General features: G+C 69.4%; 17 protein-coding genes and 2 pseudogenes. 4 read left to right on the plus strand and 15 right to left on the minus strand.

Going from position 1 to position 23,030, the window contains the following annotated elements:
* Positions 1-21: 21 nt before the first annotated feature.
* Positions 22-1,383 carry a Pup--protein ligase gene (pafA, locus tag ACIHFE_RS22735; protein ID WP_400109031.1) on the minus strand — a complete coding sequence of 454 codons (1,362 nt, stop codon included), beginning with the start codon at positions 1,381-1,383 and terminating at the stop codon, positions 22-24.
* A 9-nt stretch (positions 1,384-1,392) separates the two neighbouring features.
* The gene (locus ACIHFE_RS22740) at positions 1,393-2,658 is read right to left on the minus strand and encodes an MFS transporter (protein WP_400109032.1); all 1,266 of its coding nucleotides are present in this window, start codon (positions 2,656-2,658) and stop codon (positions 1,393-1,395) included.
* 231 nt (positions 2,659-2,889) lie between these two features.
* Here ACIHFE_RS22740 and ACIHFE_RS22745 point away from each other — a divergent pair.
* A pseudogene (locus ACIHFE_RS22745) lies at positions 2,890-3,747 on the plus strand (LacI family DNA-binding transcriptional regulator); the annotation flags it as partial.
* Here the strand turns inward: ACIHFE_RS22745 and prcA are convergent.
* From prcA to arc, 6 genes and pseudogenes are all read right to left on the minus strand, one after another.
* Positions 3,652-4,413, minus strand: a complete 762-nt coding sequence (gene prcA, locus ACIHFE_RS22750) for a proteasome subunit alpha (RefSeq protein ID WP_400109034.1) — start codon at positions 4,411-4,413, stop codon at positions 3,652-3,654. The pseudogene ACIHFE_RS22745 and the gene prcA overlap by 96 nt on opposite strands.
* 71 nt (positions 4,414-4,484) lie before the next feature.
* Positions 4,485-5,330 (minus strand): proteasome subunit beta, encoded by an 846-nt coding sequence (prcB, locus tag ACIHFE_RS22755; RefSeq protein WP_400109035.1) that lies wholly within the window; start codon positions 5,328-5,330, stop codon positions 4,485-4,487.
* Positions 5,282-5,425, minus strand: a pseudogene (locus ACIHFE_RS22760) (endonuclease domain-containing protein); the annotation flags it as partial. The gene prcB and the pseudogene ACIHFE_RS22760, both read right to left, overlap by 49 nt.
* A 104-nt stretch (positions 5,426-5,529) precedes the next feature.
* Positions 5,530-5,748 (minus strand): ubiquitin-like protein Pup, encoded by a 219-nt coding sequence (locus ACIHFE_RS22765; RefSeq protein ID WP_020939002.1) that lies wholly within the window; start codon positions 5,746-5,748, stop codon positions 5,530-5,532.
* A gap of 165 nt (positions 5,749-5,913) precedes the next feature.
* Positions 5,914-7,425, minus strand: coding sequence for a depupylase/deamidase Dop (dop, locus tag ACIHFE_RS22770; protein WP_400109037.1), 1,512 nt, complete (start codon positions 7,423-7,425; stop codon positions 5,914-5,916).
* 269 nt (positions 7,426-7,694) lie between these two features.
* The gene (gene arc, locus ACIHFE_RS22775; protein ID WP_400109039.1) at positions 7,695-9,461 is read right to left on the minus strand and encodes a proteasome ATPase; all 1,767 of its coding nucleotides are present in this window, start codon (positions 9,459-9,461) and stop codon (positions 7,695-7,697) included.
* A gap of 245 nt (positions 9,462-9,706) precedes the next feature.
* Between arc and ACIHFE_RS22780 the strand changes: the two genes are divergently transcribed.
* Positions 9,707-10,018: a ferredoxin gene (locus ACIHFE_RS22780; protein ID WP_400109041.1), complete on the plus strand. Its 312-nt coding sequence runs from the start codon at positions 9,707-9,709 to the stop codon at positions 10,016-10,018.
* A gap of 16 nt (positions 10,019-10,034) precedes the next feature.
* Here the strand turns inward: ACIHFE_RS22780 and ACIHFE_RS22785 are convergent, their stop codons facing one another.
* The 3 genes from ACIHFE_RS22785 to ACIHFE_RS22795 form a co-directional block, all read right to left on the minus strand.
* Complete coding sequence (locus ACIHFE_RS22785) at positions 10,035-10,589, minus strand: hypothetical protein (RefSeq protein ID WP_400109043.1); 555 nt, start codon at positions 10,587-10,589, stop codon at positions 10,035-10,037.
* A 171-nt stretch (positions 10,590-10,760) separates the two neighbouring features.
* Positions 10,761-11,657: a tRNA (adenine-N1)-methyltransferase gene (locus ACIHFE_RS22790; RefSeq protein WP_400109045.1), complete on the minus strand. Its 897-nt coding sequence runs from the start codon at positions 11,655-11,657 to the stop codon at positions 10,761-10,763.
* A gap of 88 nt (positions 11,658-11,745) precedes the next feature.
* Positions 11,746-12,957, minus strand: a complete 1,212-nt coding sequence (locus tag ACIHFE_RS22795) for a site-2 protease family protein (RefSeq protein ID WP_400109297.1) — start codon at positions 12,955-12,957, stop codon at positions 11,746-11,748.
* Positions 12,958-13,044: 87 nt separating this feature from the next.
* On the opposite strand from ACIHFE_RS22795, the gene ACIHFE_RS22800 reads away from it, so the two are divergent.
* Both ACIHFE_RS22800 and ACIHFE_RS22805 read left to right on the plus strand, forming a co-directional pair.
* Positions 13,045-14,001: a RecB family exonuclease gene (locus tag ACIHFE_RS22800; protein WP_400109299.1), complete on the plus strand. Its 957-nt coding sequence runs from the start codon at positions 13,045-13,047 to the stop codon at positions 13,999-14,001.
* A gap of 15 nt (positions 14,002-14,016) precedes the next feature.
* Positions 14,017-14,688: a response regulator gene (locus ACIHFE_RS22805; RefSeq protein WP_400109046.1), complete on the plus strand. Its 672-nt coding sequence runs from the start codon at positions 14,017-14,019 to the stop codon at positions 14,686-14,688.
* 44 nt (positions 14,689-14,732) lie between these two features.
* Here ACIHFE_RS22805 and ACIHFE_RS22810 read toward each other — a convergent pair whose 3' ends face one another.
* The 4 genes from ACIHFE_RS22810 to metH all read right to left on the minus strand — a co-directional run bounded on the left by ACIHFE_RS22810 (position 14,733) and on the right by metH (position 22,850).
* Positions 14,733-16,325, minus strand: a complete 1,593-nt coding sequence (locus ACIHFE_RS22810) for an ABC transporter substrate-binding protein (protein ID WP_400109047.1) — start codon at positions 16,323-16,325, stop codon at positions 14,733-14,735.
* Positions 16,326-16,520: 195 nt separating this feature from the next.
* A complete protein-coding gene (locus tag ACIHFE_RS22815; protein WP_400109049.1) occupies positions 16,521-18,110 on the minus strand; it encodes an ABC transporter substrate-binding protein in 1,590 nt (529 codons plus the stop codon).
* A gap of 370 nt (positions 18,111-18,480) precedes the next feature.
* Complete coding sequence (locus tag ACIHFE_RS22820) at positions 18,481-19,179, minus strand: HAD family hydrolase (RefSeq protein ID WP_400109050.1); 699 nt, start codon at positions 19,177-19,179, stop codon at positions 18,481-18,483.
* A gap of 167 nt (positions 19,180-19,346) precedes the next feature.
* Positions 19,347-22,850: a methionine synthase gene (gene metH / locus ACIHFE_RS22825; RefSeq protein WP_400109052.1), complete on the minus strand. Its 3,504-nt coding sequence runs from the start codon at positions 22,848-22,850 to the stop codon at positions 19,347-19,349.
* Positions 22,851-23,030 lie beyond the last annotated feature (180 nt).

Here is a 23,030-nt window from a genome sequence, read left to right on the forward strand (position 1 = left end):
GCGAACCCGGCGCACACCCCGTCACATTCCGGCGATCAGCTTTTCCACCCGGTCGTCAACCGATCGGAAAGGGTCCTTGCACAACACGGTGCGCTGCGCCTGGTCGTTGAGCTTGAGATGCACCCAGTCGACGGTGAAGTCCCGCCGCTGCTCCTGCGCCCGCCGGATGAAATCCCCCCGCAGCCGGGCCCGGGTGGTCTGCGGCGGCACCGACTTACCCTCGAAGATCTTCAGGTCATTGCACACCCGGGCCGCCTGACCGCGCCGCTCCAGCAGGTAGTACAGACCACGGCGGCGGTGGATGTCGTGATAGGCCAGGTCTATCTGGGCCACCCGGGGATGCGACATGGTGATGTTGTTCTTCGCCCGGTAGCGCTCGATGAGCTGATACTTCATCACCCAGTCGATCTCGGTGGCGATCCGGTCCAGGTCCTCGTCCCGCACCGCCTCCAGCGACCGCCCCCACAGCTCCAGCACCCGCTCCACGGTGCCGGTGCGGATGCCCCGGCGCTCGCAGAAGTCCACGGCCTTCTCGTAGTACTCCTGCTGGATCTCCAGCGCCGATGCCTCCCGCCCGCTGGCCAGCCGCACCTTGCGCCGGCCCGTTATGTCATGGCTGACCTCACGGATGGCGCGGATGGGATTCTCCAGGGTCAGATCGCGCATCACCGTGCCGGCCTCGATCATGCGCAGCACCAGATCCGTGGAGCCCACCTTCAGCAAGGTGGTGGTCTCCGACATATTGGAGTCACCGACGATCACATGCAGCCGGCGATAACGCTCGGCGTCGGCATGCGGCTCGTCCCGGGTGTTGATGATCGGACGCGACCGGGTGGTCGCCGAGCTGACGCCCTCCCAGATGTGCTCGGCGCGCTGGCTGACGCAGTACACGGCACCGCGCGGGGTCTGCAGCACCTTCCCCGCACCGCACAGCAGCTGACGGGTCACCAGGAAGGGGATCAGGATGTCCGCCAGCCGGGAGAACTCCCCATGTCTCGCCACCAGATAGTTCTCATGGCAGCCGTAGGAGTTCCCGGCCGAATCGGTGTTGTTCTTGAAGAGATAGACGTCGCCCGCGATCCCCTCCTCATGCAGGCGGCGTTCGGCATCGACGAGCAGGCCCTCGAGAATGCGCTCCCCCGCCTTGTCATGGGTGACCAGTTCGATCACGTTGTCGCACTCCGGAGTTGCGTATTCCGGGTGCGAACCCACATCGAGGTAGAGCCGGGCGCCGTTGCGCAGGAAGACATTGCTGCTGCGCCCCCAGGAAACGACTCGGCGGAAGAGGTAGCGCGCCACTTCGTCAGGCGACAGCCGGCGCTGTCCCCTGAAGGTGCATGTGACGCCGTACTCGTTCTCCAGCCCGAAAATGCGGCGGTCCATGCCTGAACACTACGCCTGATGCCCTGCGCTGAAACCGGGTTCGACAGCAGCGTTCCGATCGTTTTCCGAACGCGCCACGACCTCCGAGCGGGACCGCGAAGCTGTCAGCACCCGCCGCCCCAGGATCAGCACCAGCAGGGCCGCGAAACCGCCGCCCACCGCCACGCCGAACCCCGCCGCGACTCCGCCGTGTTCGACCGCCGGACCCGCGAAGGCGGTACCCATGGACGCACCCACACCGAAGGAGGTCACCAGCCAGGAGAAGGCCTCGGTGACCGTGCCGCGCAGCGCATGCCGGTCCACCACCACAAACGCGCAGGCCAGCGAGGGCGCCAGGAACACACCGGCGACACCGGCCAGCACCGTCATCCACACCGCGCCGGGCACCAGCAGCAGCGGCAGATACCCCAGCGCCAGACCGGCGACCAGCACCCGCAGCCGCTGCTCGGGGCTGCCGGCCCACTGGCGGGCACCGTAGACGCTGCCGCCGATCAGCGCGCCCACGCCCAGCGCGGACAGCAGATAGCCGGCCACCGCGTCCCCGCCGTGCTCCCCGCCATAGGCCACCGCCGCCAGGGCTATGGAACCCAGCGCGCAGCCTATGCAGAAGAAGGCGCCCAGCAGCACCAGCAGCCCGCGTGAGCGCAGCGCGCCCAGCCAGTGCGCCTCACGCGGCTCGCTGCGCCACTGCCGCGAGGGCGGCGAGGTGACCACGGCCAGCGCGCCCAGGACGCCCAGCAGGCTGATGACACACAGCGCGGCGGCCGGCGACCGCAGGGCGACCAGACCGGTGATGATCAGCGGCCCGACCACGTACATCACTTCCTGGGCGATGGCGTCCAGGGAGTACGCGGCGTGGATGCGCCCCTCGTCCTTGAGGACGGCGGGCCACAGCGCGCGCAGCCCGCCCTCCAGCGGCGGGGTGAAGAAGCCGGCGACGATCATGGTGACGTAGGCCAGCGGCAGCGGGTCCAGGCCGAGCACGGCGAAGAGGGACATGCCCAGCGCCGCCAGCGCGGCCGAGGGCAGCATCACCCGGGGCTGGCCATAGAGATCCACGGCCCGGCCGAGCAGCGGCTGGCCCACCGCGTTGGCCACGCCGTAGACCGCCGAGAGGGCGCTGGCCAGGGCGAGACTGCCACCCTCGGCGCGCACGAAGAGGACGATCGCCAGGGCGGCCGTGGCATTGGGCAGTCGCCCCACCAGGGTGCCGGTGAGCAGTCGCGCCGCATGCCGCGTCCTGAGCATTTCGACGTATCCGCCGCCGCCCGCCATCGTTTTCCTCTCGGTTTTACGTATAACCTTCGACGTTATACGTACCATGACGGCAAGCTCACGGTCCAACCGTGGCAACAGGCGAACAGGGGCGGAGGGGCCGTGACCGAAGTCGGGCGTGCTGGGGAGCGCTGGCCCACGGTACGGGGCACCCGGGCCGCCCCCGCCCGGGCCACCAGCCGGGATGTGGCTCGCGCGGCCGGCGTCTCCCAGGCCACCGTCTCCCTGGTGATGGGCGAGAAATGGCGCGGCCGGGTCTCCGAGCAGCGCGCCGAGGCCGTCCGCTCGGCCGCCCGCGCCCTGGGCTACCGCCCCAACCGCGCCGCCCGCGACCTGCGGCTGGGCCGCACCCGCACCGCCCTGCTGGTGGTGCCCGCGCTCACCAATGAGTTCTTCGCCCGGGTCTACGCGGGCGCCGCCCGGGTCGCCGGCGAACACGGGGTGGGCGTGCTGCTCTACCCCTCCCTGGAGGGCCTGGGCCAGGCCCGCGGCCCCTTCCCCTCGGCCCGGGCCACCCTGGACGGGGTGATCGCCTCCTCCATGGCGGCCGACGCCCTGACCGAACTGCGTGAGGGCGACCTCCCGCTGGTGATGCTGGACAGCGACCCCGGCCGGGCCGAGGCGGCCGCCACCGTCAACTTCGACATCGCCGACGGCATGCGGCAGGTCACCGCGCATCTCCTGGCACTCGGCCACCGCCGCATCGCACACCTGGCGGCCGATGTCGACTCCTGGACCTTCCGGGTACGCGCCCGGGCGCTCGCCGAGGCGGTGCGCGCCGCCGACGGCGCGGAGCTGGTACGCACCGAGGCCGCCGCCCTCACCGTGGCGGCCGGGCTGGCCGCCGCCGAGCGGGCGCTGACCGGCCCCTGGCCCCGGCCGACCGCGCTGGTCTGCGACGACGACATCCTGGCGGCGGGCGCCTGCAAGGCCGCCCGGCGGCTGGGCCTGCGGGTGCCCGGCGACATCTCGGTGACCGGCTTCGACGACCTGTCACTGGCCACCGCGGTGGACCCGGAACTGACCACCGTCCGGCTGCCCGCGGAGGCGGTGGGCGAGGCGGGCATGCGCACCCTGATGGCGGTGCTGGACGAACGCCCGGCGCCCGGGACGGCCCTGCCGGTCGAGTTGATAACACGCGGCTCCACCGGACGCCCCGCACCGGGCAGTTGACCCTACGACGGTGCCCCGGGCCAGCGACTCCACGGCCAGCTTCAGCGCCTCGGAGAGGGTCATCCCGTCCCGGTGGCGCTGGCCGAGGTAGTTGCTGATCTGGTCCGCGTTGCCGCCCACCGCCACCGAGCCATGCTCGTCCACGATGGAACCGTCGTGCGGCAGCCGGTAGATCTGGTCGTCCTCCGGCCCGGCCCCGACCTCGGCCACGATCAGCTCGACCTCATAGGGCTTCTCCCCCGCGCTGGAGAAGATGGTGCCCAGCGTCTGCGCATAGACATTGGCCAGGCCCCGGGCGGTGACATCGTCCCGGTCGTAGGTGTAGCCGCGCAGGTCCGCGTAGCGCACCCCGCCGATGCGCAGGTTCTCGAACTCGTTGTACTTGCCGACCGCCGCGAAGGCGATCCGGTCATAGATCTCGCTGACCTTGTGCAGGGCGCGGGACGGGTTCTCGGCGACGAAGACCACACCGTCGTTGTACTGGAGGACCACCACGCTGCGGCCGCGCGCGATGCCCTTGCGGGCATACTCGGCGCGATCGGCCATGGCCTGCTGGGGTGAGACGTAGAACGGCGTCGACACCGGCTATCCGTCCCTTTCTGTCAGTGGCGAATACATCCCGGGCATCCCGGACTGTCCTGGACCCGGCCGCCCTAGAGCAGCGCGGCCCGCGGACCGTCCGGCTCCTCGAGCCGGCGCTCGTGGATCGCCCGGACGATCTCCGAGCACTGGGCCTCGGTCAGCCGCCGGAACCCCTCGTCGGTGATCACGGTGACGATCGGGAAGATCCGGCGCGCCAGGTCGGGACCGCCGGTCGCCGAGTCGTCGTCCGCGGCGTCATAGAGCGCCTGGACGACCAGCGTGGCGGCCTGGCTCTCGGTCAGGTCCTCCCGGAAGAGCTTCTTCAGCGCCCCCCGGGCGAACAGCGAACCGGAGCCGGTGGCCGCATAGCCATGGTCCTCCGAACGCCCTCCGGTGACGTCATAGGAGAAGATCCGGCCCTTCTGACGGTCCACGTCCCAGCCGGCGAACAGCGGGACCACGGCCAGGCCCTGCATGGCCATGGCCAGGTTGCTGCGGATCATCGTGGACAGCCGGTTGGCCTTGCCCTCCAGCGAGAGCGGGACGCCCTCGACCTTCTCGAAGTGCTCCAGTTCCAGCTGGAAGAGCTTGACCATCTCCACGGCGAGACCGGCCGTGCCGGCGATGCCCACGGCCGAGTACTCGTCGGCCGGGAAGACCTTCTCGATGTCCCGCTGGGCGATCACATTGCCCATGGTGGCCCGCCGGTCACCGGCCAGCACCACCCCGCCGGGGAAGGTCGCCGCGACGATGGTGGTGCCGTGCGGGATCTCTATGGCTCCCTTGACCGGAGGCAGCTGCCGGTTGCCCGGCAGCAGCTCCGGGGAGTGGCTGCCGAGGAAGTCCATAAAGGAGGACGAGCCCGGCGTCAGGAAGGCAGCTGGTAGACGCCCGGTGCTACGAGGGTTGGCTTCCACACGTTTCCTTCCACATATGCGGCGGCGCGCCTTATGACGTCCGGCCGATCCTTGAACAGCCCCAGTGCGGCGTTGCAGCTGAAGCACGATGTCCCGCACTCGCGCCAGTAGATCTTCTCGCATCGCGGGCACCGCTTGTACCCCCGGGGGACGAAAACCCCAACCCCCGATTTGACCTTGCTTTCCAAGGTCAAACCAATCACTCCCCGCCCTTCTGTACAAACGACCGCACAAAGTCCTCGGCGTTCTCCTCGAGCACATCATCGATTTCGTCCAGCACGGAATCCACGTCGTCCGACAGCTTCTCGTGCCGCTCCTTGAGGTCCTCGGAAGCCTGCGCATCCTGCGCCTGCTCCTCGACCTCCTCTGTCGAGCGCGTGGCCTTCTGCTGCCCGCCGCCGGTGTCCTTGGTCGCCATACCCCTCACCCCGCTCGTTCGACGTGCAAGATCGGACGTACTTCTTCAGACCCTACAAGCCGGGGCCGTCATCGGCTCCGTACTTGCTGGAACGCCCGGGAACCACCGTGATGATTCCCGGAACACCTCTTTCTCAGACGCTTCGCAGCCCGGCCGCCCGGCCGCTCAGCCGCCGGACAGCACCCGCACCAGCTCCTCCGCCGTGCGACAGCGGTCCAGGAGTTCCTTGACGTGGTTGCGGGTGCCGCGCAGCGGCTCCAGGGTGGGCACCCGCTGCAGCGAGTCGCGGCCGGGGAGGTCGAAGATCACCGAGTCCCAGGAGGCCGCGGCCACATCGTCCGCGTACTGCTCCAGGCAGCGGCCGCGGAAGTAGGCCCTGGTGTCCTCCGGGGGGGCCGTGCAGGCCCGTTCCACCTCGGCCTCGTCCAGCAGCCGCTTGATCCGGCCGCGCGCCGCCAGCCGGTTGTAAAGGCCCTTTTCCGGGCGTACATCGGCGTACTGGAGATCCACCAGGTGCAGCCGGGCCGCGTCCCAGCCCAGGCCGTCCCGGCGGCGGTAGCCCTCCAGCAGTTCCCGCTTGGCCACCCAGTCCAGCTCGCCGGACAGGCTCATCGGGTCGCTCTCCAGCCGGGTCAGGACGTCCTCCCAGCGGGCCAGGACGTCCTTGGTCTGCTCGTCGGCGTCCGCGCCCAGCCGGTCCTCCACATGCTTGCGGGCCAGCTCGAAGTACTCCATCTGCAACTGCACCGCGGTCAGCGTGCGCCCGCTGCGCAGCGTGATCAGCCGTCGCAGGGTGGGGTCATGGCTGACCTGGTGCAGGGTGCGCACCGGCTGGTCGATGGCGAAGTCGGTGGAAATGAAGCCGTCTTCGATCATGGAGAGGACCAGCGAGGTGGTGCCCAGCTTGAGGTAGGTGGAGATCTCCGAGAGGTTGGCGTCGCCGATGATCACATGCAGCCGGCGGTATTTCTCGGCGTCGGCGTGCGGCTCGTCCCGGGTGTTGATGATGGGCCGCTTGAGCGTGGTCTCCAGGCCGACCTCGACCTCGAAGTAGTCGGCCCGCTGGCTGATCTGGAAGCCGTGTTCCCGGCCGTCCTGTCCGATGCCCACCCGGCCCGCCCCGGTGACCACCTGGCGGCAGACGAAGAAGGGCGTCAGGTGGCGCACGATGTCCGAGAAGGGGGTGTCCCGCTTCATCAGGTAGTTCTCGTGGGTGCCGTAGGAGGCGCCCTTGTTGTCGGTGTTGTTCTTGTAGAGGTGGATCGGCTGGGCGCCGGGCAGCTGGGCGGCCCGCTCGGCGGCCTGCGCCATGATGCGCTCCCCCGCCTTGTCCCAGAGGACGGCGTCGCGGGGGTTGGTGATCTCCGGGGAGCTGTATTCGGGGTGGGCGTGGTCCACATAGAGCCGGGCGCCGTTGGTGAGGATGACATTGGCCAGGCCGATGTCCTCGTCGGTGAGCTGGCTGGCATCCGCGGCCTCACGGGCGAGGTCGAAGCCGCGGGCGTCCCGCAGCGGGTTCTCCTCCTCGAAGTCCCAGCGGGCACGGCGTGCCCGTTGCATCGCGGCCGCGTAGGCGTTGACGATCTGGGACGAGGTGAGCATGGCATTGGCGTTCGGGTGACCGGGGACGGAGATCCCGTACTCCGTCTCAATGCCCATTACTCGCCGTACGGTCATGCGGCCCTCCTTGCCCGGCGCCCCCTGGTGGGTTCGGCGCTCAAGTACCGCTGCGCATCCGATCCGTAAACGGTCCGCGATCCCCCACTGCGCTTCGCGGCGGTACCGAAGAGCCTAGAACGGCTTTGCGGTGGTGGGGAGATCATTACAGTCATTGCTCCGGTTCGTGCCGCTTGGCGTGTTCCTGACGTAAAACACGTCCGGCCGCGGACTCCCCGACCGACCCGCCAGGGGCGGGTGATCAGGGCATCCGCAGCCGGACGGCGCTGTTACAGGTACTGGCCGGTATTGGCCACCGTGTCGATGGAACGCCCGGTGTCCGCGCCCTGCTTCCCGGTGACCAGGGTGCGGATGAAGACGATCCGCTCGCCCTTCTTTCCGGAGATGCGGGCCCAGTCGTCCGGGTTGGTGGTGTTGGGCAGGTCCTCGTTCTCCTTGAACTCGTCCACGCAGGCCGCCAGCAGGTGGGAGACCCGCAGGCCCTTCTGGTCGTGGTCGAGGAAGGCCTTGATCGCCATCTTCTTGGCCCGGTCCACAATGTTCTGGATCATGGCGCCGGAGTTGAAGTCCTTGAAGTAGAGCACTTCCTTGTCACCGTTGGCATAGGTGACCTCAAGGAAGCGGTTCTCCTCGGACTCGGCGTACATCTGCTCCACCACCGACTGGATCATGCCGTCCACGGTGACCTTGGCGTCCCCGCCGTGCTCGGCGAGGTCGTCGGCGTGCAGCGGCAGGGTCTCGGTGAGGTACTTGGAGAAGATGTCCTTGGCGGCCTCCGCGTCCGGACGCTCGATCTTGATCTTCACATCGAGCCGGCCGGGGCGCAGGATCGCGGGGTCGATCATGTCCTCGCGGTTGGAGGCGCCGATGACGATGACGTTCTCCAGGCCCTCCACACCGTCGATCTCGGAGAGCAGCTGCGGGACGATGGTGTTCTCCACGTCCGAGCTGACCCCGGAGCCGCGGGTGCGGAAGAGGGAGTCCATCTCGTCGAAGAAGACGATCACGGGCGTGCCCTCGCTGGCCTTCTCCCGGGCGCGCTGGAAGATCAGCCGGATGTGCCGCTCGGTCTCGCCCACATACTTGTTGAGCAGCTCGGGGCCCTTGATGTTGAGGAAGAAGCTCTTCCCCGCGGGCTTGCCGGTGACCTCGGCGACCTTCTTGGCAAGGGAGTTGGCCACCGCCTTGGCGATCAGCGTCTTGCCGCAGCCGGGCGGGCCGTAGAGCAGAACGCCCTTGGGCGGCCGGAGTTGGTGCTCCTTAAACAGGTCGGGGTAGAGGTAGGGGAGTTCGACCGCGTCGCGGATCAGCTCGATCTGGTTGCCCAGGCCGCCGATCTTTGTGTAGTCGATGTCCGGGACCTCTTCGAGGACGAGCTCCTCGACCTCGCTCTTGGGGATGACCTCGTAGACATACCCGGAGCGGGGCTCCAGCAGCAGGGCGTCGCCGGGGCGGATGGTGATGTCCAGCAGCGGCTCGGCGAGCCTCACCACCCGCTCCTCGTCGGTGTGCCCGATCACCAGGGCCCGTTCGCCGCCCTCCAGGATCTCCTTGAGGGTGACGATGTCCCCGGCCCGCTCGAACGCCATGGCCTCGACCACATTGAGCGCCTCGTTGAGCATGACCTCCTGGCCGGGACGGAGGGCGTCGGCCTCCACGCTGGGGCTCACGTTCACCCGCAGCTTGCGGCCGCCGGTGAAGATGTCCACCGTGTCGTCCTCGTTGGTCTGCAGGAAGACACCGAAGCCGGCGGGCGGCTGGGCGAGCCGGTCGACCTCTTCCTTGAGGGCCACGATCTGATCGCGGGCCTCACGCAGGGTGTTGGCGAGCCGCTCGTTCTGAGCGGACACTCCGGCCAGGTTGGTCTGGAGCTCGACGATCCGCTCTTCGAGAATCCTCGTGTGCCGCGGAGAGTCGGCGAGCTTCCGCCGCAGGACGGCGATCTCCTGCTCAAGATAGGCAACCTGGCCCGCGGGGTCATCGGACCCCCGCCCCGGCCGGATGCCGCGGTTGTTGTCGTCGTCGTGGGCTGCCACGGTCCTCACCTCCTCCAAGGGGAGCTGGACGCTTCCAGACCCTACCTGGGCCGGTGCAGGTTGAAACCCCTAGATCACAAACCCGGTCGGAGTGTGTCCGATCTTCACCCTTGCGCACGTCCTCACGTGAGGGGAATACCCACCCATCAACATCGGAAAGCGGGCGGTTGTATCGTCGAGACGGTCAACACCCGTCAGTGCTGGCTCCAATTGGTTCATTCGCAGGGAGAGGAACGGCAGTCGAGATGACCGCGCGGAACGAAGGCCCGGTGGCCGTCGCCGAGGAAGCCCTCGAAGTATGGATCGACCAGGACCTGTGCACCGGCGACGGTATCTGCGCCCAGTACGCGCCCGAGGTCTTCGAGCTGGACATCGACGGTCTGGCCTATGTGAAGAGCGCCGACGACGAGTTGCTGCAGGACAAGGGTGCCACCACGCCCGTGCCGCTGGCCCTGTTGACCGATGTCCGGGACTCGGCGAAGGAGTGCCCGGGCGACTGCATTCACGTACGCCGCGTATCGGACAAGGTCGAGGTCTACGGTCCGGACGCCGAGTGACGCACTGAGTGACGGCTCAGACACTCCCCGCGACCGGCGCCGCGGTCAGCGTGAACTTGCCGCCCTGTCGGCGCCATTGGACCGAGCGGCGCAGATCCGGGCAGCAACGCGGCACGCTGGGCGCCGAGTAGCCGAGCAAGGTGGCCGAAATGACGCCCCCGCGCACCGAGAAGCCGGTGACGCTCATCTTCTGCGCCGGGTCGACCAGGGTGGCCGCCACCCTTGGGACGCCGCCCGGCTCGGCGGATGGTTCCAGGACGTAGACACCGCTGGGCGGGGTGCCGCCGCCGGAGGCGCAGCGCACCACCGCGACCGTCTCCGGGCGTCCGTCGCCATCGAGGCCGGCACCGCCCTGCCCCACCACATCCAGGCCCGCCCGGCCGCAGTTGAGCGGATAGCGCGCGGTGTGCGGGTCGGGTGCGGCGGCCGGGGGCGCGGAGGCGGTGGCGGTGTCATCACCGGGGCCGACCAGGGCGGCGCCGGCCAGCACCGCGGCCAGGGTCACCGCGGTGACCAGCCAGTGGACGGAACGGGTTCGGGTGTGCGGGAGTCCTGCCGGGGGCTGCTGCACGCGCGCTGGCTCCTGTGAGGGCGGTGGCGGACGGTAACGGCCGCATCGTCGCACACCACTTGAGGACGGGGAACGGCGGGCTTGGGCCAACGCATGGGCGCCGCCGCCGAGTTCGGCTCGGCGGCGGCGCCCAGGTGATTTCGCGTGGGTCAGGCGCGGGTTTCGCGCGGGTCAGGAACCGCTCTGGCTGCCCGGCCCGGAGTAGTCCTCGCCATAGGCGCCCTTGGCCGGACGGCGGCGGCGCAGCGGCGGCTCCACCCCGTCGGCGAGGCGGCGGGCGGTGAGCAGGAAGCCGGTGTGCCCGATCATGCGGTGGTCCGGGCGTACCGCCAGGCCCTCCACATGCCAGGTGCGGACCATGGTCTCCCAGGCGGAGGGCTCGGCGAAGCAGCCGATCTCGCGGATGGACTCGACGGTGCGCGCCAGCTGGGTGGTGGTGGCCACGTAGCAGCACAGGATGCCGCCGGGGACCAGTGCCTTGCGCACGGCCTCCAGGCACTCCCAGGGGGCGAGCATGTCGAGGATGACGCGGTCCACGTCGGTCTCGGACAGGTTGTCCTGGAGGTCGCCGACGGTGAGCTTCCAGGCGGGGTGCGAGCCGCCGAAGTAGCGCTCCACATTCTGCTGGGCGATCTCCGCGAAGTCGGCCCGGCGCTCATAGGAGTGCAGCATGCCCTGGTCGCCGATGGCGCGCAGCAGGAAGCTGCTCAGGGAGCCGGAGCCGACGCCGGCTTCCACGACGCGGGCGCCGGGGAAGATGTCGGCCATCGCCAGGATCTGCCCCGCGTCCTTGGGGTAGACCACGGCGGCTCCGCGCGGCATGGACAGGACATAGTCGGGGAGCAGGGGGCGCAGCGCGAGGTAGGCGACGTTTCCCGTGGTACGGACAACACTGCCCTCGGGAGCACCGATCAGCTCGTCGTGCGGGAAGGCACCCTTGTGGGTGTGGAACTGCTTCCCGGCTTCGAGCGTGAAGGTGTAGTGGCGTCCCTTGGGGTCGGTGAGCTGGACCTGGTCCCCGACCTGGAAGGGCCCGCGACGGCGGGCGGCACCGGTCGGTTCGGACATGTGACCAGCCTACCGGGTCGCCGCGCTCGGCTTGTACGGGTGTGGGCTCGCCCGTGATCTTCCGGGCGGGCCCGTGCCCCGCGGATGCCTAGGGCGTCCTGGCCATCGCGGCGACGAAGGCGCGCTCCACGTCGGAGGTGGAGAGGACGCCGTACACCTCGCCCGTCTCCTCGACCACCAGGTATTCCGACGCGGGCGTGGCCCGCAGGACCTCCAGCAGGTCCTCCCCCGAGAGCTCCGCGGGGACCCGCATACCGTCGGTGATGTCCTGGGCGAGGGAGCCCACCGAGACCCAGGGCCGCCGGTGCACCGGCACTCCCACGATGGCGGCCTCCCGTACCAGCGCGGTGGGCGTGCCCTGGCCGTCCACCACCACCAGGGCCCGGGCGCCCGCCTCGTTCGCCCGGCGCAGGGCCTCGGAGAGCGGGGTGACGGCCGGCACCGGCACCGCGCGCCGGGTGAGGGTGCGGGCCCGCAGCCCGGGGAGCCGTTCCCGCAGCCGGGCCATCCGCAGGCTGTTCCCGGCGCCGGTCCAGATGATCGCGGCCAGGATCGCGGCGAGCAGTGCGTCGGTGACGGAGTCGGCGCTGCCGAAGCTCTCGTCCCGGTCGGCCCGGGTGAGCAGGGGCAGTCCGATGAGCACCGCGACGGCCAGGGCCCGGCCGACCCAGGCGGCGGCCACCGTGCCGGTCATCGGTTTACCGCTGATCTTCCAGACCACGGCGCGCAGCATCCGGCCGCCGTCCAGCGGCAGTCCGGGGAGCAGGTTGAAGGCGGCCACCAGCAGGTTGGAGACCATCAGGCCGGCCAGCAGGACGCCGGGGACGGTGCCGGCTTCGACGGCCTGCATGCCGACCCAGAACAGGCCGGCCAGCACCAGGGAGAGCAGTGGTCCCACAAAGGCCAGCACGAATTCCCGGCCGGGGGTCTCGCTCTCCTTCTCGATTTCCGAGACACCGCCGAAGAACTGCAGCTGGATGCGGCGTACCGGGAGCTTGAAGCGCAGGGCGGCCACGGTGTGGGCCAGTTCGTGCACCAGCACCGAGGCGTAGAAGGCCACCGCGAAGAAGAGGGAGACCAGGTAGCGGGCCCGGCCCAGTTCGGGCAGTACCCGGTCCAGCTGGCCGCCGAAGACCCAGGTGATCAGTGCGGCGACCAGGAACCAGCTGGGTGCCACATAGACGGGTACGCCGAAGGGGCGGCCCATGAGGATGCCGCCGCCGTTTTCGCGCGGGCGCTGTGGTTTGCGGTCTCCGTCGGCGCCCCCGCCGCCGGAACGGCGCTGCCCGCTGTTGTCCACGGTGTCCCCTCGTCGGATGCGGCCCCGCGCCCGCCCGGTGCGCAGTAGTACTGCCTCGATCATGCAATGCGGGGCCCCGTGCCGTCGATGGTATGCCGCACGATGTCGGTCATGGGCCGTAGGGTCTGTGGCATGGGAACCGCTGAACAGGATGGTCCGCAGGCGCCGGCTCCGGCCCGGCCCGCTTCTTTGTCGCCTTCCCGGGCGGCTGATTTCATGCGGTGTCCACTGCTGTACCGGTTCCGGGTGATCGACCGGCTGCCGGAGAAGCCGAGTCCGGCGGCCACCCGGGGCACGGTGGTGCACGCGGTGCTGGAGCGGCTCTTCGACGCGCCCGCGGCGGAGCGCACGCCGGAGCGGGCGCGGGCGCTGCTGCCGGGTGAGTGGGAGAAGCTGCTGGCGGCCCGGCCGGAGCTGGCCGGGCTGTTTCCGGGCGAGGGCGGCGAGCTGGACGCCGAGCGGCTGGCGGGCTGGCTGGCGGAGGCGGAGCGGCTGGTCGAGCGGTGGTTCACGCTGGAGGACCCGACCCGGCTGGAGCCGGCCGAGCGCGAGCTGTATGTGGAGACGGTGCTGGATTCGGGACTGCTGCTGCGCGGCATCGTGGACCGGGTGGATGTGGCGCCGACCGGCGAGGTGCGGATCGTCGACTACAAGACGGGCAAGGCCCCGGCTCCGCAGTACCGGTCGGATGCCCTGTTCCAGATGACGTTCTACGCGCTGGTGGTCTGGCGGCTGCGGGGGGTGGTGCCGCGCCGGCTGCAGCTGGTGTACCTGGGCAGCGGCGAGGTGCTCACCTATGACCCGGTCGAGGCGGAGCTGCTGGCGGTGGAGCGCAAGCTGCGGGCGCTGTGGGAGGCCATCGAGCTGGCCACCGAGACCGGTGACTGGCGGCCGCGGCCGACGAAGCTGTGCGGCTGGTGTGACCACCAGGCGCGGTGTCCGGAGTTCGGCGGCACTCCCCCGCCGTATCCGCTGCCGGTGCCCGCGCAGCGTCCGGCGGTGGATCCGGCCGCCTCCGCGCAGGGCAGAATGGACGCGGTCTAGCGAAGGAGTTTTCCTGTGGCGATCCGCGTCCTACTGGTCGACGACCAGCCGCTGCTGCGTACGGGCTTCCGCATGATCCTGGAGGCGGAGCAGGACCTCGCGGTGGTCGGTGAGGCCGGGGACGGTCTGCAGGCGCTGGACCAGGTCCGGGCCCTGCAGCCGGATGTGGTGCTGATGGACATCCGGATGCCCCGGATGGACGGGGTGGAGGCGACCCGGCAGATCACCGGCCCGGAGCGCAACGGCCCGGCCAAGGTGCTGGTGCTGACCACCTTTGATCTTGACGAGTATGTGGTGGAGGCGCTGAAGGCGGGGGCCAGCGGGTTTCTGCTGAAGGACGCTCCGGCGCATGAGCTGGTGCAGGCGATCCGGGTGGTGGCGGGCGGCGAGGCGATGCTGGCGCCGAGCATCACCCGGCGGCTGCTGGACAAGTACGCCGGTCATCTTCCGTCCGGTGAGGAGCCGTTGCCGGACACCCTGCACACGCTGACCGACCGTGAGGTCGAGGTGCTCAAGCTGGTGGCCCGGGGGCTGTCCAACGCGGAGATCGCGGCGGATCTGTTTGTCAGTGAGACCACGGTGAAGACCCATGTGGGCCATGTGCTCACCAAGCTGGGGCTGCGGGACCGGGTGCAGGCGGCGGTCTACGCGTATGAGAGCGGTCTGGTGCGTCCCGGCGCCCAGTGAGCCTTGGCCGGCGGCCCGGGTGACCGGGCCGCCGGCGGTGCCGCTCAGGCCTTGCTGATCTCCCAGAAGCGGAAGACGGTGGAGGCGTCCAGGGTCCACTGGAGGCCGTTGATCTTGTCTGCGGCCACCGCGTACTGCTTGCCCTGCCACAGCGGGAGCACCGGGATGTCCTGGGCCACAGCGCTCTGGATCTTGGTGAAGTCGGCGGCGGTGGCGGCCCGGCTGGCCTCGGCGGCGGTGGCCGGCAGCCGGCTGGCGATCTCCTTGGACTCATAGGAGTTGTGCAGCTCGTTGTTGTCGCTGCCGAAGAACGGGGCGGTGAAGTTGTCCGGGTCCGGGAAGTCGGGCACCCAGCCCTTGGCGTAGACGGCGTACTTGCCCTCTTCGATGCCCTTCTCGTACTCGGGCAGCGGCACGCTCTGCACATCGACGTCGAACAGCCCGCTGGCGTTGAGCTGCTTGGCTATCTGGTTGAACTCCGGTACGGTGCCCGGCCCGTAGCGGATCGGGGTGGCCCACAGGGTGAACTTGACCTTGTCGTGGATGCCGGCCGAGCTGAGCGCGGCGGCGGCCCGGTCGCGCTGCGGGTGGTCGCCGTAGAGGTCGAAGAACGGGGTGCGGTGGCTGGTGATGCCGGCCGGCACCACCGAGTAGAGCGGTTCCGCGGTGCGCTTGTAGACGTCGCGGACCAGGGCGCTGCGGTCCACCAGGTAGGCGATGGCCTTGCGCACGGCCAGCTTGCCGGCCACCGGGTCCTTGGTGTTGAAGACCAGGTGCTGCACCTCGGCGCTGCTGCCCTCGACGACCTTGATGCTCTTCTGCTTGCCGCTGGCGCTGGCGGCCTCCAGGTCGGCGATGTCCTTCATGGCCAGGCCACGGTAGGCGAGGTCGATGTCGCCCTTCTGCAGGGCCTTCTTCAGGCTCGCCTGGTCGCCGTGGAAGAGCTTCATGGTCACGCCGCTGTTCTGCGCCTTGGCGGGGCCCTTGTAGGAGCCGTTGACCTTGAAGACGGCCTGCTCCTTGTCGAAGGAGTCCAGCTTGTAGACGCCGGAGCCGATGGCCTTGCCGTCGGTGCGCAGCTTGTCCATCGGGTATTCCCGGTGGTCCACGATGGAGCCGGCACCGGACGCGATCTTCGAGGGGAAGGTCGCGTCGGGCCGCTTGAGCTGGAAGACCACGGTCTTGGCGTCCGGCGTCCTGATGCCCTTGATGGTGGACAGCATGGAGGCCGCCGGGCCGTTCTTGTCGTTGATCTTGATGGTGCGCCGGAAGGAGAAGGCGACGTCCTCGGAGGTGAGGTCGTGGCCGTTGCTGAACTTCAGTCCGTCGGCCAGCGTGCACTGGTAGACGGTGCTGGAGTTGTCCGTGAAGCCGCACTTGCGGGCGGCTTCCGGCTGGGGCTGGGTGCTTCCCTTGGGGAAGCTCAGCAAGGACTGGAAGACGTTGTTGAACAGCACCCAGGAGCCGGGGTCGTAGCCGGAGGCCGGATCGGTGGTGACCACCTCGTCCGACATTCCCATGACCACCGACTCACCGGTGCCCCCCGCCTTGCCGTCCTCCGAGCCACACCCGCTGAGCAGGGCGGCCGCGAGCCCCGCGCCGAGCGGAGCGGCAAGCCACTGGTCACGTTTCCTCACGTGCACGTTCCTCACAGTTCTCGGGTTCCGATCGGGCCGTCGCCCGCTCAAAAGGTCGTTCTGTGGAGCCAGTTGTACAGGTGGAGCGTTGTGTTGCCGTTGTGCTGTCGTTGCTGCGCTATGGAGTTGTGGTGGTGCGGTTGTGGCCGGCCGGTCCGGATTGCGGCGGACCGGCCGGGCCGGGGCCGGCGCCCGTCAGGCGCCGCCCAGCTCCCACATCTGCAGCTCGGAGCAGGCGTTGAGGGCCCACTCCGCGCCGGTGATGTTGTCGCGGGTGGCGATGTACTGCTTGCTCTGCCACAGCGGCAGCACCGGCACCTCGTCGGCGATCATGTCCTGCGCCTGCTGGAAGTACTTCGTGGCCGCGTCACGCTGGGCGACCTGGCGGGACTGCGGGACCAGCGCCTCCAGCTTGGCGTTGCGGTAGGGCGAGTGGAGGAAGTTGTCCTTGCCGAAGAACGGGGCGATGAAGTTGTCCGGGTCCGGGAAGTCGGGGAACCAGCCCATGCCGTACGCCTGGAACATGCCCTTGGCGGCGTCGGACCGGTACTGCGACCACTTGATGTCCTGCAGCTGGACGTCGAACAGGCCGCTGGCGTTGAGCTGCTTCGCCAGCGCCTGGTACGCCTTGGCCTGGGCCGGGCCGTAGTGCCCGGAGGAGTAGGAGATGGTGAACTTCACCGGGGTGCTGACGCCGGCCGACCGCAGCAGGGTCCGGGCCTTGTCGGCGCTGGGGTCCTGGTACTGGTTGTAGAAGGACGTCTGGTGGCCCGTGATCCCGCTGGGAACCATCGAGTACAGCGGGTCGGCGGTGCGGTCGTAGCCGTCGCGGGTCAGTGCCTGCCGGTCCACCAGCTGGGCGACGGCCTGGCGTACCGCCTTGGGCTTGACCGCCGGGTCGTCGGTGTTGAAGACCAGGTAGCCGATTTCCTGGCCCGGTGAATCGGTGAGCTTCACACCCTTGTCGGAGGCGTTGGACAGCGGGCCGATCTGCCCCGGGTCCAGGGAGCGGTTCATGACGTCGATGTCGCCGTCCTTGAGCGCCTTCTCCATCGACTCGGAGTCGTCGAAGAAGCGCAGCTCGATCTTGTCGTTCTGCGTCTTGACGGCGCCCTGGTAGTCCGTGTTCCGGGACAGCACGGCCTTGGTCAGCCGGCCGTCCTTCTCCTCGGTCTTGAGCTTGTACGGACCCGAACCCACCGCGTCGAAGCCCTTGTTGAGCTTGTCCTTGGCGTAGGCGCCGCTGTCCACGATGGCGGCGGCCGGGGTGGCCAGCTTCTGCGGGAAGGTGGCGTCCGGGGTCTTCAGCTGGAAGACGACCTCGTGGTCATTGGGCGTCTCCACCCGGTCGATGTTCGCCAGCAGCGAGGCCGGGCCGTTGCTGAAGTTGATGCCCAGCACCCGGTCGATGGAGAACTTGACGTCCTTGACGGTCACCGGGCGGCCGCTGGAGAACTTCAGGTCGCTGCGCAGCGTGCACCGGTACTGCTCGTTCTTGCGGTCGCTGAAGGTGCACTTGGTGGCCGCGTCCGGCACCGGGTCGGTGCCGGAGCGGGGCAGCCGCAGCAGCGTCTGGAAGGTGCTGTGGATCACGTTCCAGGAGGCGATGTCATACGCGGCTGCGGGGTCGAAGGGCGCGGGGGTGCCCTCGGCCTCCTCGAACCGGTCGGTGGTGCCGATGACGATGGCGCTATGGCTGCCGGACCCACTGCTCCCGCCACAGGCGACGAGTACAGGGGCCAGCAGCCCTGCCACGGCCGGCAGCACCAGCGTCTTGCGGTTCATGGTGTGGGGTTCTCCCTGTGGTGCGATCGGCACCGCGGGCGACAGCGGCGGGGGGTGTGCCGGTCGCACGGGCAGCCGTGAAGTACTCGCGAAAGATTAGTGCGCGCCTCCGCCGTCACCGGAACGGGGCCGAGTTGATGCGTTGTCACCGCTCGGTAACCGCTGGCGACGGCCGGGCCGGCCAGGCCCGGGAACGATCCATGGCAGTACCGCACTAATCAGGACACAAGGGTGCGCTTCTCCCCCTTGGAGAACACTCCAACTCCCGGTTGGCCAGAGGCCGGCGGCATTTGGTCGGTGATGAACATCACTCGCTCAATACCGGGAAACCGCTTGGAAATTGAAACCGTAATCGATCTCGGTAGTGCGGTCAGGCCCAGATCAGTGCGCGCAGGAAGCCCAGGTCGACCTGCTCCAGGGAACGGACCACCGTGCGCCCGGCGGCCGGCGGGATGGCGGACACCGAGGGCACCGCCACCACCGGGCAGCCGGCCGCCTCGGCCGCGGCCACCCCGGTGAGCGAGTCCTCGATCACCGCGCATCGCGCGGGCTCGGCGCCCAGCCGGGAGGCGGCCAGCAGGTAGGGATCGGGGTGCGGCTTGTTGCGCTCGGTCTCGTCGCCGGAGATGGTCAGGGTGAAGTTGGCCGGGCCCAGCGCGGGCAGCACCCGTTCGATGATGTGCCGGTGGGAGGCGGAGACCAGGGCGGTGGGCACCCGGTGCGCGGCCAGCTCGGCCAGCAGCCGCCGGGCCCCGGGCATCAGCGGGACGCCCTGGCCGAGCATCTCCGAGAAGCGGACATTGAGCAGGGCGGTGAGCTCGGCCACCGCGATCTTGGCTCCGGTGGCCTTGATCAGGAAGTCGGCGCAGCGGGTCATCGGGCCGCCGGCGACGATCTCCCGGTACTCCTCCAGGAGCTGGTGGCCCAGCTCGGCGAAGACCGCGACCTCCACCTGCCACCAGAAGCCCTCGGTGTCCACCAGGGTGCCGTCCATGTCGAGCAGCACCGCCTGCAGAGCCGGTCCGGGCGCGGGGCGGGTCGTTGTCACGACTGGGATGCCGCTGGTCATGGCGTACCTCCGGAGGGGACGAGAAGGCCGGTCTGCCCTGACGGGCGGACCGGCCTTCACCGGGGAACAATTCTACGTCCGCGGTACGGAATGCGCCTCTCGGTTTTCCGGCCTTCCCCACGGGGCGCCCCGGCAGCTGCCGGGACCTACGCTCGTGATCAATACACCTAGCGCGCGTTGAAGTACTTCGCCTCCGGGTGGTGGATCACGATGGCGTCCGTGGACTGCTCGGGGTGCAGCTGGAACTCCTCGGACAGCTGGACCCCGATCCGCTCCGGCTCCAGCAGTTCGGCGATCTTCGCCCGGTCCTCCAGGTCCGGGCAGGCGCCATAGCCCAGCGAGAACCGGGCGCCGCGGTACTTCAGCGCGAACATGTCCTCCACGTCCGCCGGGTCCTCGCCACCGAAGCCCAGCTCGGCGCGGACCCGGGCGTGCCAGAACTCCGCCAGCGCCTCCGCCAGCTGCACCGACAGGCCGTGCAGTTCGAGGTAGTCGCGATAGGCGTCGGCCTGGAACAGCTCGGCGGTGGCCTCGCCGATCCGGGAGCCCACGGTGACCACCTGGAGTCCGACCACATCCCGCTCCCCCGACTCCTCCGGCCGGAAGAAGTCGGCCAGGCACAGCCGGCGGCCGCGCCGCTGGCGGGGGAAGGTGAAGCGGGTGCGCTCGGTGCCGTCCTCGTGCAGCAGGATCAGGTCGTCGCCCTTGGAGTAGCAGGGGAAGTAGCCATAGACCACGGCGGCTTCCAGCAGGTTCTCGGTGTGCAGCCGGTCCAGCCAGCCGCGCAGCCGGGGCCGTCCCTCGCTCGCCACCAGTTCCTCGTAGTCCAGTCCGCCGCGCGCCTGCTTCAGCCCCCACTGGCCCTTGAACAGCGCGCCCTCGTCCAGCCAGGAGGCGTAGTCGCGCAGCGGGATGCCCTTGACCACCCGGGTGCCCCAGAACGGCGGGGTGGGCACCGGGTTGTCCACGGCGACATCCGAGCGCACCGCCCCCTCCTGCGGCGCCGGCTCCTCGACCAGGGCCGTGGCGGCCCGTACCCGGCGCTGCTTGAGCTCCGGCAGGCTGGCGCCGGGGACGCCGCGCTTGACCGCGATCAGCGCGTCCATCAGCCGCAGGCCCTCGAACGCGTCCCGGGCGTAGCGGACTTCGCCCTCGTAGATCTCGTGCAGGTCCTGCTCCACATAGGCCCGGGTGAGGGCGGCTCCGCCGAGGATCACCGGGTAACTGGCGGCCAGCTTGCGCTGGTTGAGCTCCTCCAGGTTCTCCTTCATGATCACGGTGGACTTGACCAGCAGCCCGGACATCCCGATCACATCGGCGCGGTGTTCCTCGGCCGCTTCCAGGATGGCCGAGACGGGCTGCTTGATGCCCAGATTGACCACGTTGTAGCCGTTGTTGGAGAGGATGATGTCGACCAGGTTCTTGCCGATGTCATGGACGTCGCCGCGCACCGTGGCCAGGACTATGGTGCCCTTGCCCTCGGCGTCCGACTTCTCCATGTGCGGTTCCAGATAGGCCACCGCGTTCTTCATCACCTCGGCGGACTGCAGGACGAAGGGCAGCTGCATCTGGCCGGAGCCGAAGAGCTCGCCGACCACCTTCATGCCTTCCAGCAGGGTGTCATTGACGATGTCCAGGGCGGGCCGCTCGGTCAGGGCCTGGTCCAGGTCGGCCTCCAGGCCGTTCTTCTCGCCGTCGACGATCCGCTGCCGCAGCCGCTCCTCCAGCGGCAGCGCGGCCAGTTCCTCGGCCTTGCCGGCCTTCATGGACTTGGTGTCCACGCCCTCGAACAGCTCCAGCAGCCGCTGCAGCGGGTCATAGCCCTCGCGGCGCCGGTCGTGGATCAGGTCCAGGGCGGTGCGCACCTGCTCCTCGTCCAGCCGCGCGATGGGCAGGATCTTGGCGGCGTGCACAATCGCCGAGTCCAGGCCGGCCTTGACGCATTCATCCAGGAAGACCGAGTTGAGCACGATCCGGGCAGCCGGGTTGAGGCCGAAGGAGATATTGGACAGGCCGAGGGTGGTCTGCACCTCGGGGTGGCGGCGCTTGAGTTCGCGGATGGCCTCGATGGTGGCGATGCCGTCCTTGCGGGACTCCTCCTGGCCGGTGCAGATGGTGAAGGTGAGGCAGTCGATGAGGATGTCCGACTCATGCACCCCCCAGTTGCCGGTGAGGTCGGCGATCAGCCGCTCGGCGATCTCCACCTTCTTCTCCACGGTGCGGGCCTGGCCCTGCTCGTCGATGGTCAGCGCGATCAGCGCGGCGCCGTGCTCCACCGCCAGCCGGGTGATGCGGGCGAACCGGGAGTCGGGGCCGTCGCCGTCCTCGTAGTTGACCGAGTTGATCACGGCCCGGCCGCCCAGCTTCTCCAACCCGGCCTGGATGACGGCCGGTTCGGTGGAGTCCAGCACGATGGGCAGGGTGGAGGCGGTGGCGAACCGCCCGGCGATCTCGGCCATGTCGGCCACGCCGTCCCGGCCGACATAGTCCACGCACAGGTCCAGCAGGTGGGCGCCCTCACGGATCTGCTCCCGGGCCAGCTCCACACAGTCGTCCCAGCGGCCCTCCAGCATGGCCTCGCGGAACTTCTTGGAGCCATTGGCGTTGGTGCGCTCGCCGATGGCCAGATAGGAGGTGTCCTGACGGAAGGGCACGGTCTGGTAGAGCGAGGCCGCCCCCGGCTCGGGGCGCGGGCTGCGCTCGGCGGGCGTCATCTCCCGTACCCGCTCCACGACTTGACGCAGATGCTCGGGGGTGGTGCCGCAGCAGCCGCCGACCAGCGACAGCCCGTACTCGCGGACGAAGGTCTCATGGGCGTCGGCCAGTTCGCCCGGGGTGAGCGGGTAGTGGGCGCCGTCCTTGCCCAGGACCGGCAGGCCGGCATTGGGCATGGCCGAGACCCGGGTGCGGGCGTGCCGGGAGAGATAGCGCAGATGCTCGCTCATCTCGGCGGGCCCGGTGGCGCAGTTGAGGCCGATCATGTCGATGCCCAGCGGCTCCAGCGCGGTGAGCGCGGCGCCGATCTCGGAGCCCAGCAGCATGGTGCCGGTGGTCTCCACGGTCACCTGCACCAGCAGCGGCAGGTCCACGCCCAGCGCGTTCATCGCCGTGCGGGCGCCGATCACCGCGGCCTTGGTCTGCAGCAGGTCCTGGGTGGTCTCCACCAGCAGCGCGTCCGCGCCGCCGGTCACCAGGCCCTCGGCGTTCTGCTGGTAGGCGTCGCGCAGCACGGTGTACGGGGCGTGGCCCAGGGTGGGCAGCTTGGTGCCGGGGCCGATGGAGCCCAGCACCCAACGGGTGCGGCCGTCGCGGGCGGTGAACTCGTCGGCGGTCTCCCGGGCGATCCGGGCGCCGGCCTCGGAGAGTTCATGGATGCGGTGGGCGACCTCGTACTCGCCCAGGGCCGCGTGGTTGGCGCCGAAGGTGTTGGTCTCCACACAGTCCACGCCCACCGCGAAGTAGGCCTCGTGCACCGAGCGAACGATGTCCGGCCGGGTGACGTTGAGGATCTCGTTGCAGCCCTCGAGCTGCTGAAAGTCGTCAAGGCTCGGATCCTGCGCCTGGAGCATCGTTCCCATCGCCCCGTCGGCCACCACCACTCGGGTGGCGAGGGCCTCGCGCAGTTGCGCGGGCCGGGGGGTACGGACGGTCGATGGCTGCAGAGAGGCCATGGATGTGCTCCCGTGGTTGCGACGGCTGTCGGCTTTGCGCCCTCGCTGGAGAAGGCGCACGCCGCAAGCCTAGCCGTAGCCCTCGCGGAAAGCAGGGGGCCTTGGGGGTGCCCGGTGACAGTCCGCGATCATTGCTACGTCCGGTGAGCTACCTCTTGGTCGACATCGGCCGATACTGTT

It is taken from the genome of Streptomyces sp. NPDC052396 (genome assembly GCF_044593195.1).
GTDB lineage: Bacteria > Actinomycetota > Actinomycetes > Streptomycetales > Streptomycetaceae > Streptomyces.

What these genes read in the sequence shown, in the direction of transcription:
- ACIHFE_RS22800 (WP_400109299.1), top strand. Translation starts at nt 13,045, where the DNA reads ATGGTATGCCGCACGATGTCGGTCATGGGCCGTAGGGTCTGTGGCATG.
- pafA (WP_400109031.1), bottom strand. Translation starts at nt 1,383, where the DNA reads ATGGACCGCCGCATTTTCGGGCTGGAGAACGAGTACGGCGTCACATGC.
- ACIHFE_RS22790 (WP_400109045.1), bottom strand. Translation starts at nt 11,657, where the DNA reads ATGTCCGAACCGACCGGTGCCGCCCGCCGTCGCGGGCCCTTCCAGGTC.
- ACIHFE_RS22780 (WP_400109041.1), top strand. Translation starts at nt 9,707, where the DNA reads ATGACCGCGCGGAACGAAGGCCCGGTGGCCGTCGCCGAGGAAGCCCTC.
- ACIHFE_RS22820 (WP_400109050.1), bottom strand. Translation starts at nt 19,179, where the DNA reads ATGACCAGCGGCATCCCAGTCGTGACAACGACCCGCCCCGCGCCCGGA.
- dop (WP_400109037.1), bottom strand. Translation starts at nt 7,425, where the DNA reads ATGACCGTACGGCGAGTAATGGGCATTGAGACGGAGTACGGGATCTCC.
- metH (WP_400109052.1), bottom strand. Translation starts at nt 22,850, where the DNA reads ATGGCCTCTCTGCAGCCATCGACCGTCCGTACCCCCCGGCCCGCGCAA.
- ACIHFE_RS22815 (WP_400109049.1), bottom strand. Translation starts at nt 18,110, where the DNA reads ATGAACCGCAAGACGCTGGTGCTGCCGGCCGTGGCAGGGCTGCTGGCC.
- ACIHFE_RS22765 (WP_020939002.1), bottom strand. Translation starts at nt 5,748, where the DNA reads ATGGCGACCAAGGACACCGGCGGCGGGCAGCAGAAGGCCACGCGCTCG.
- ACIHFE_RS22740 (WP_400109032.1), bottom strand. Translation starts at nt 2,658, where the DNA reads ATGGCGGGCGGCGGCGGATACGTCGAAATGCTCAGGACGCGGCATGCG.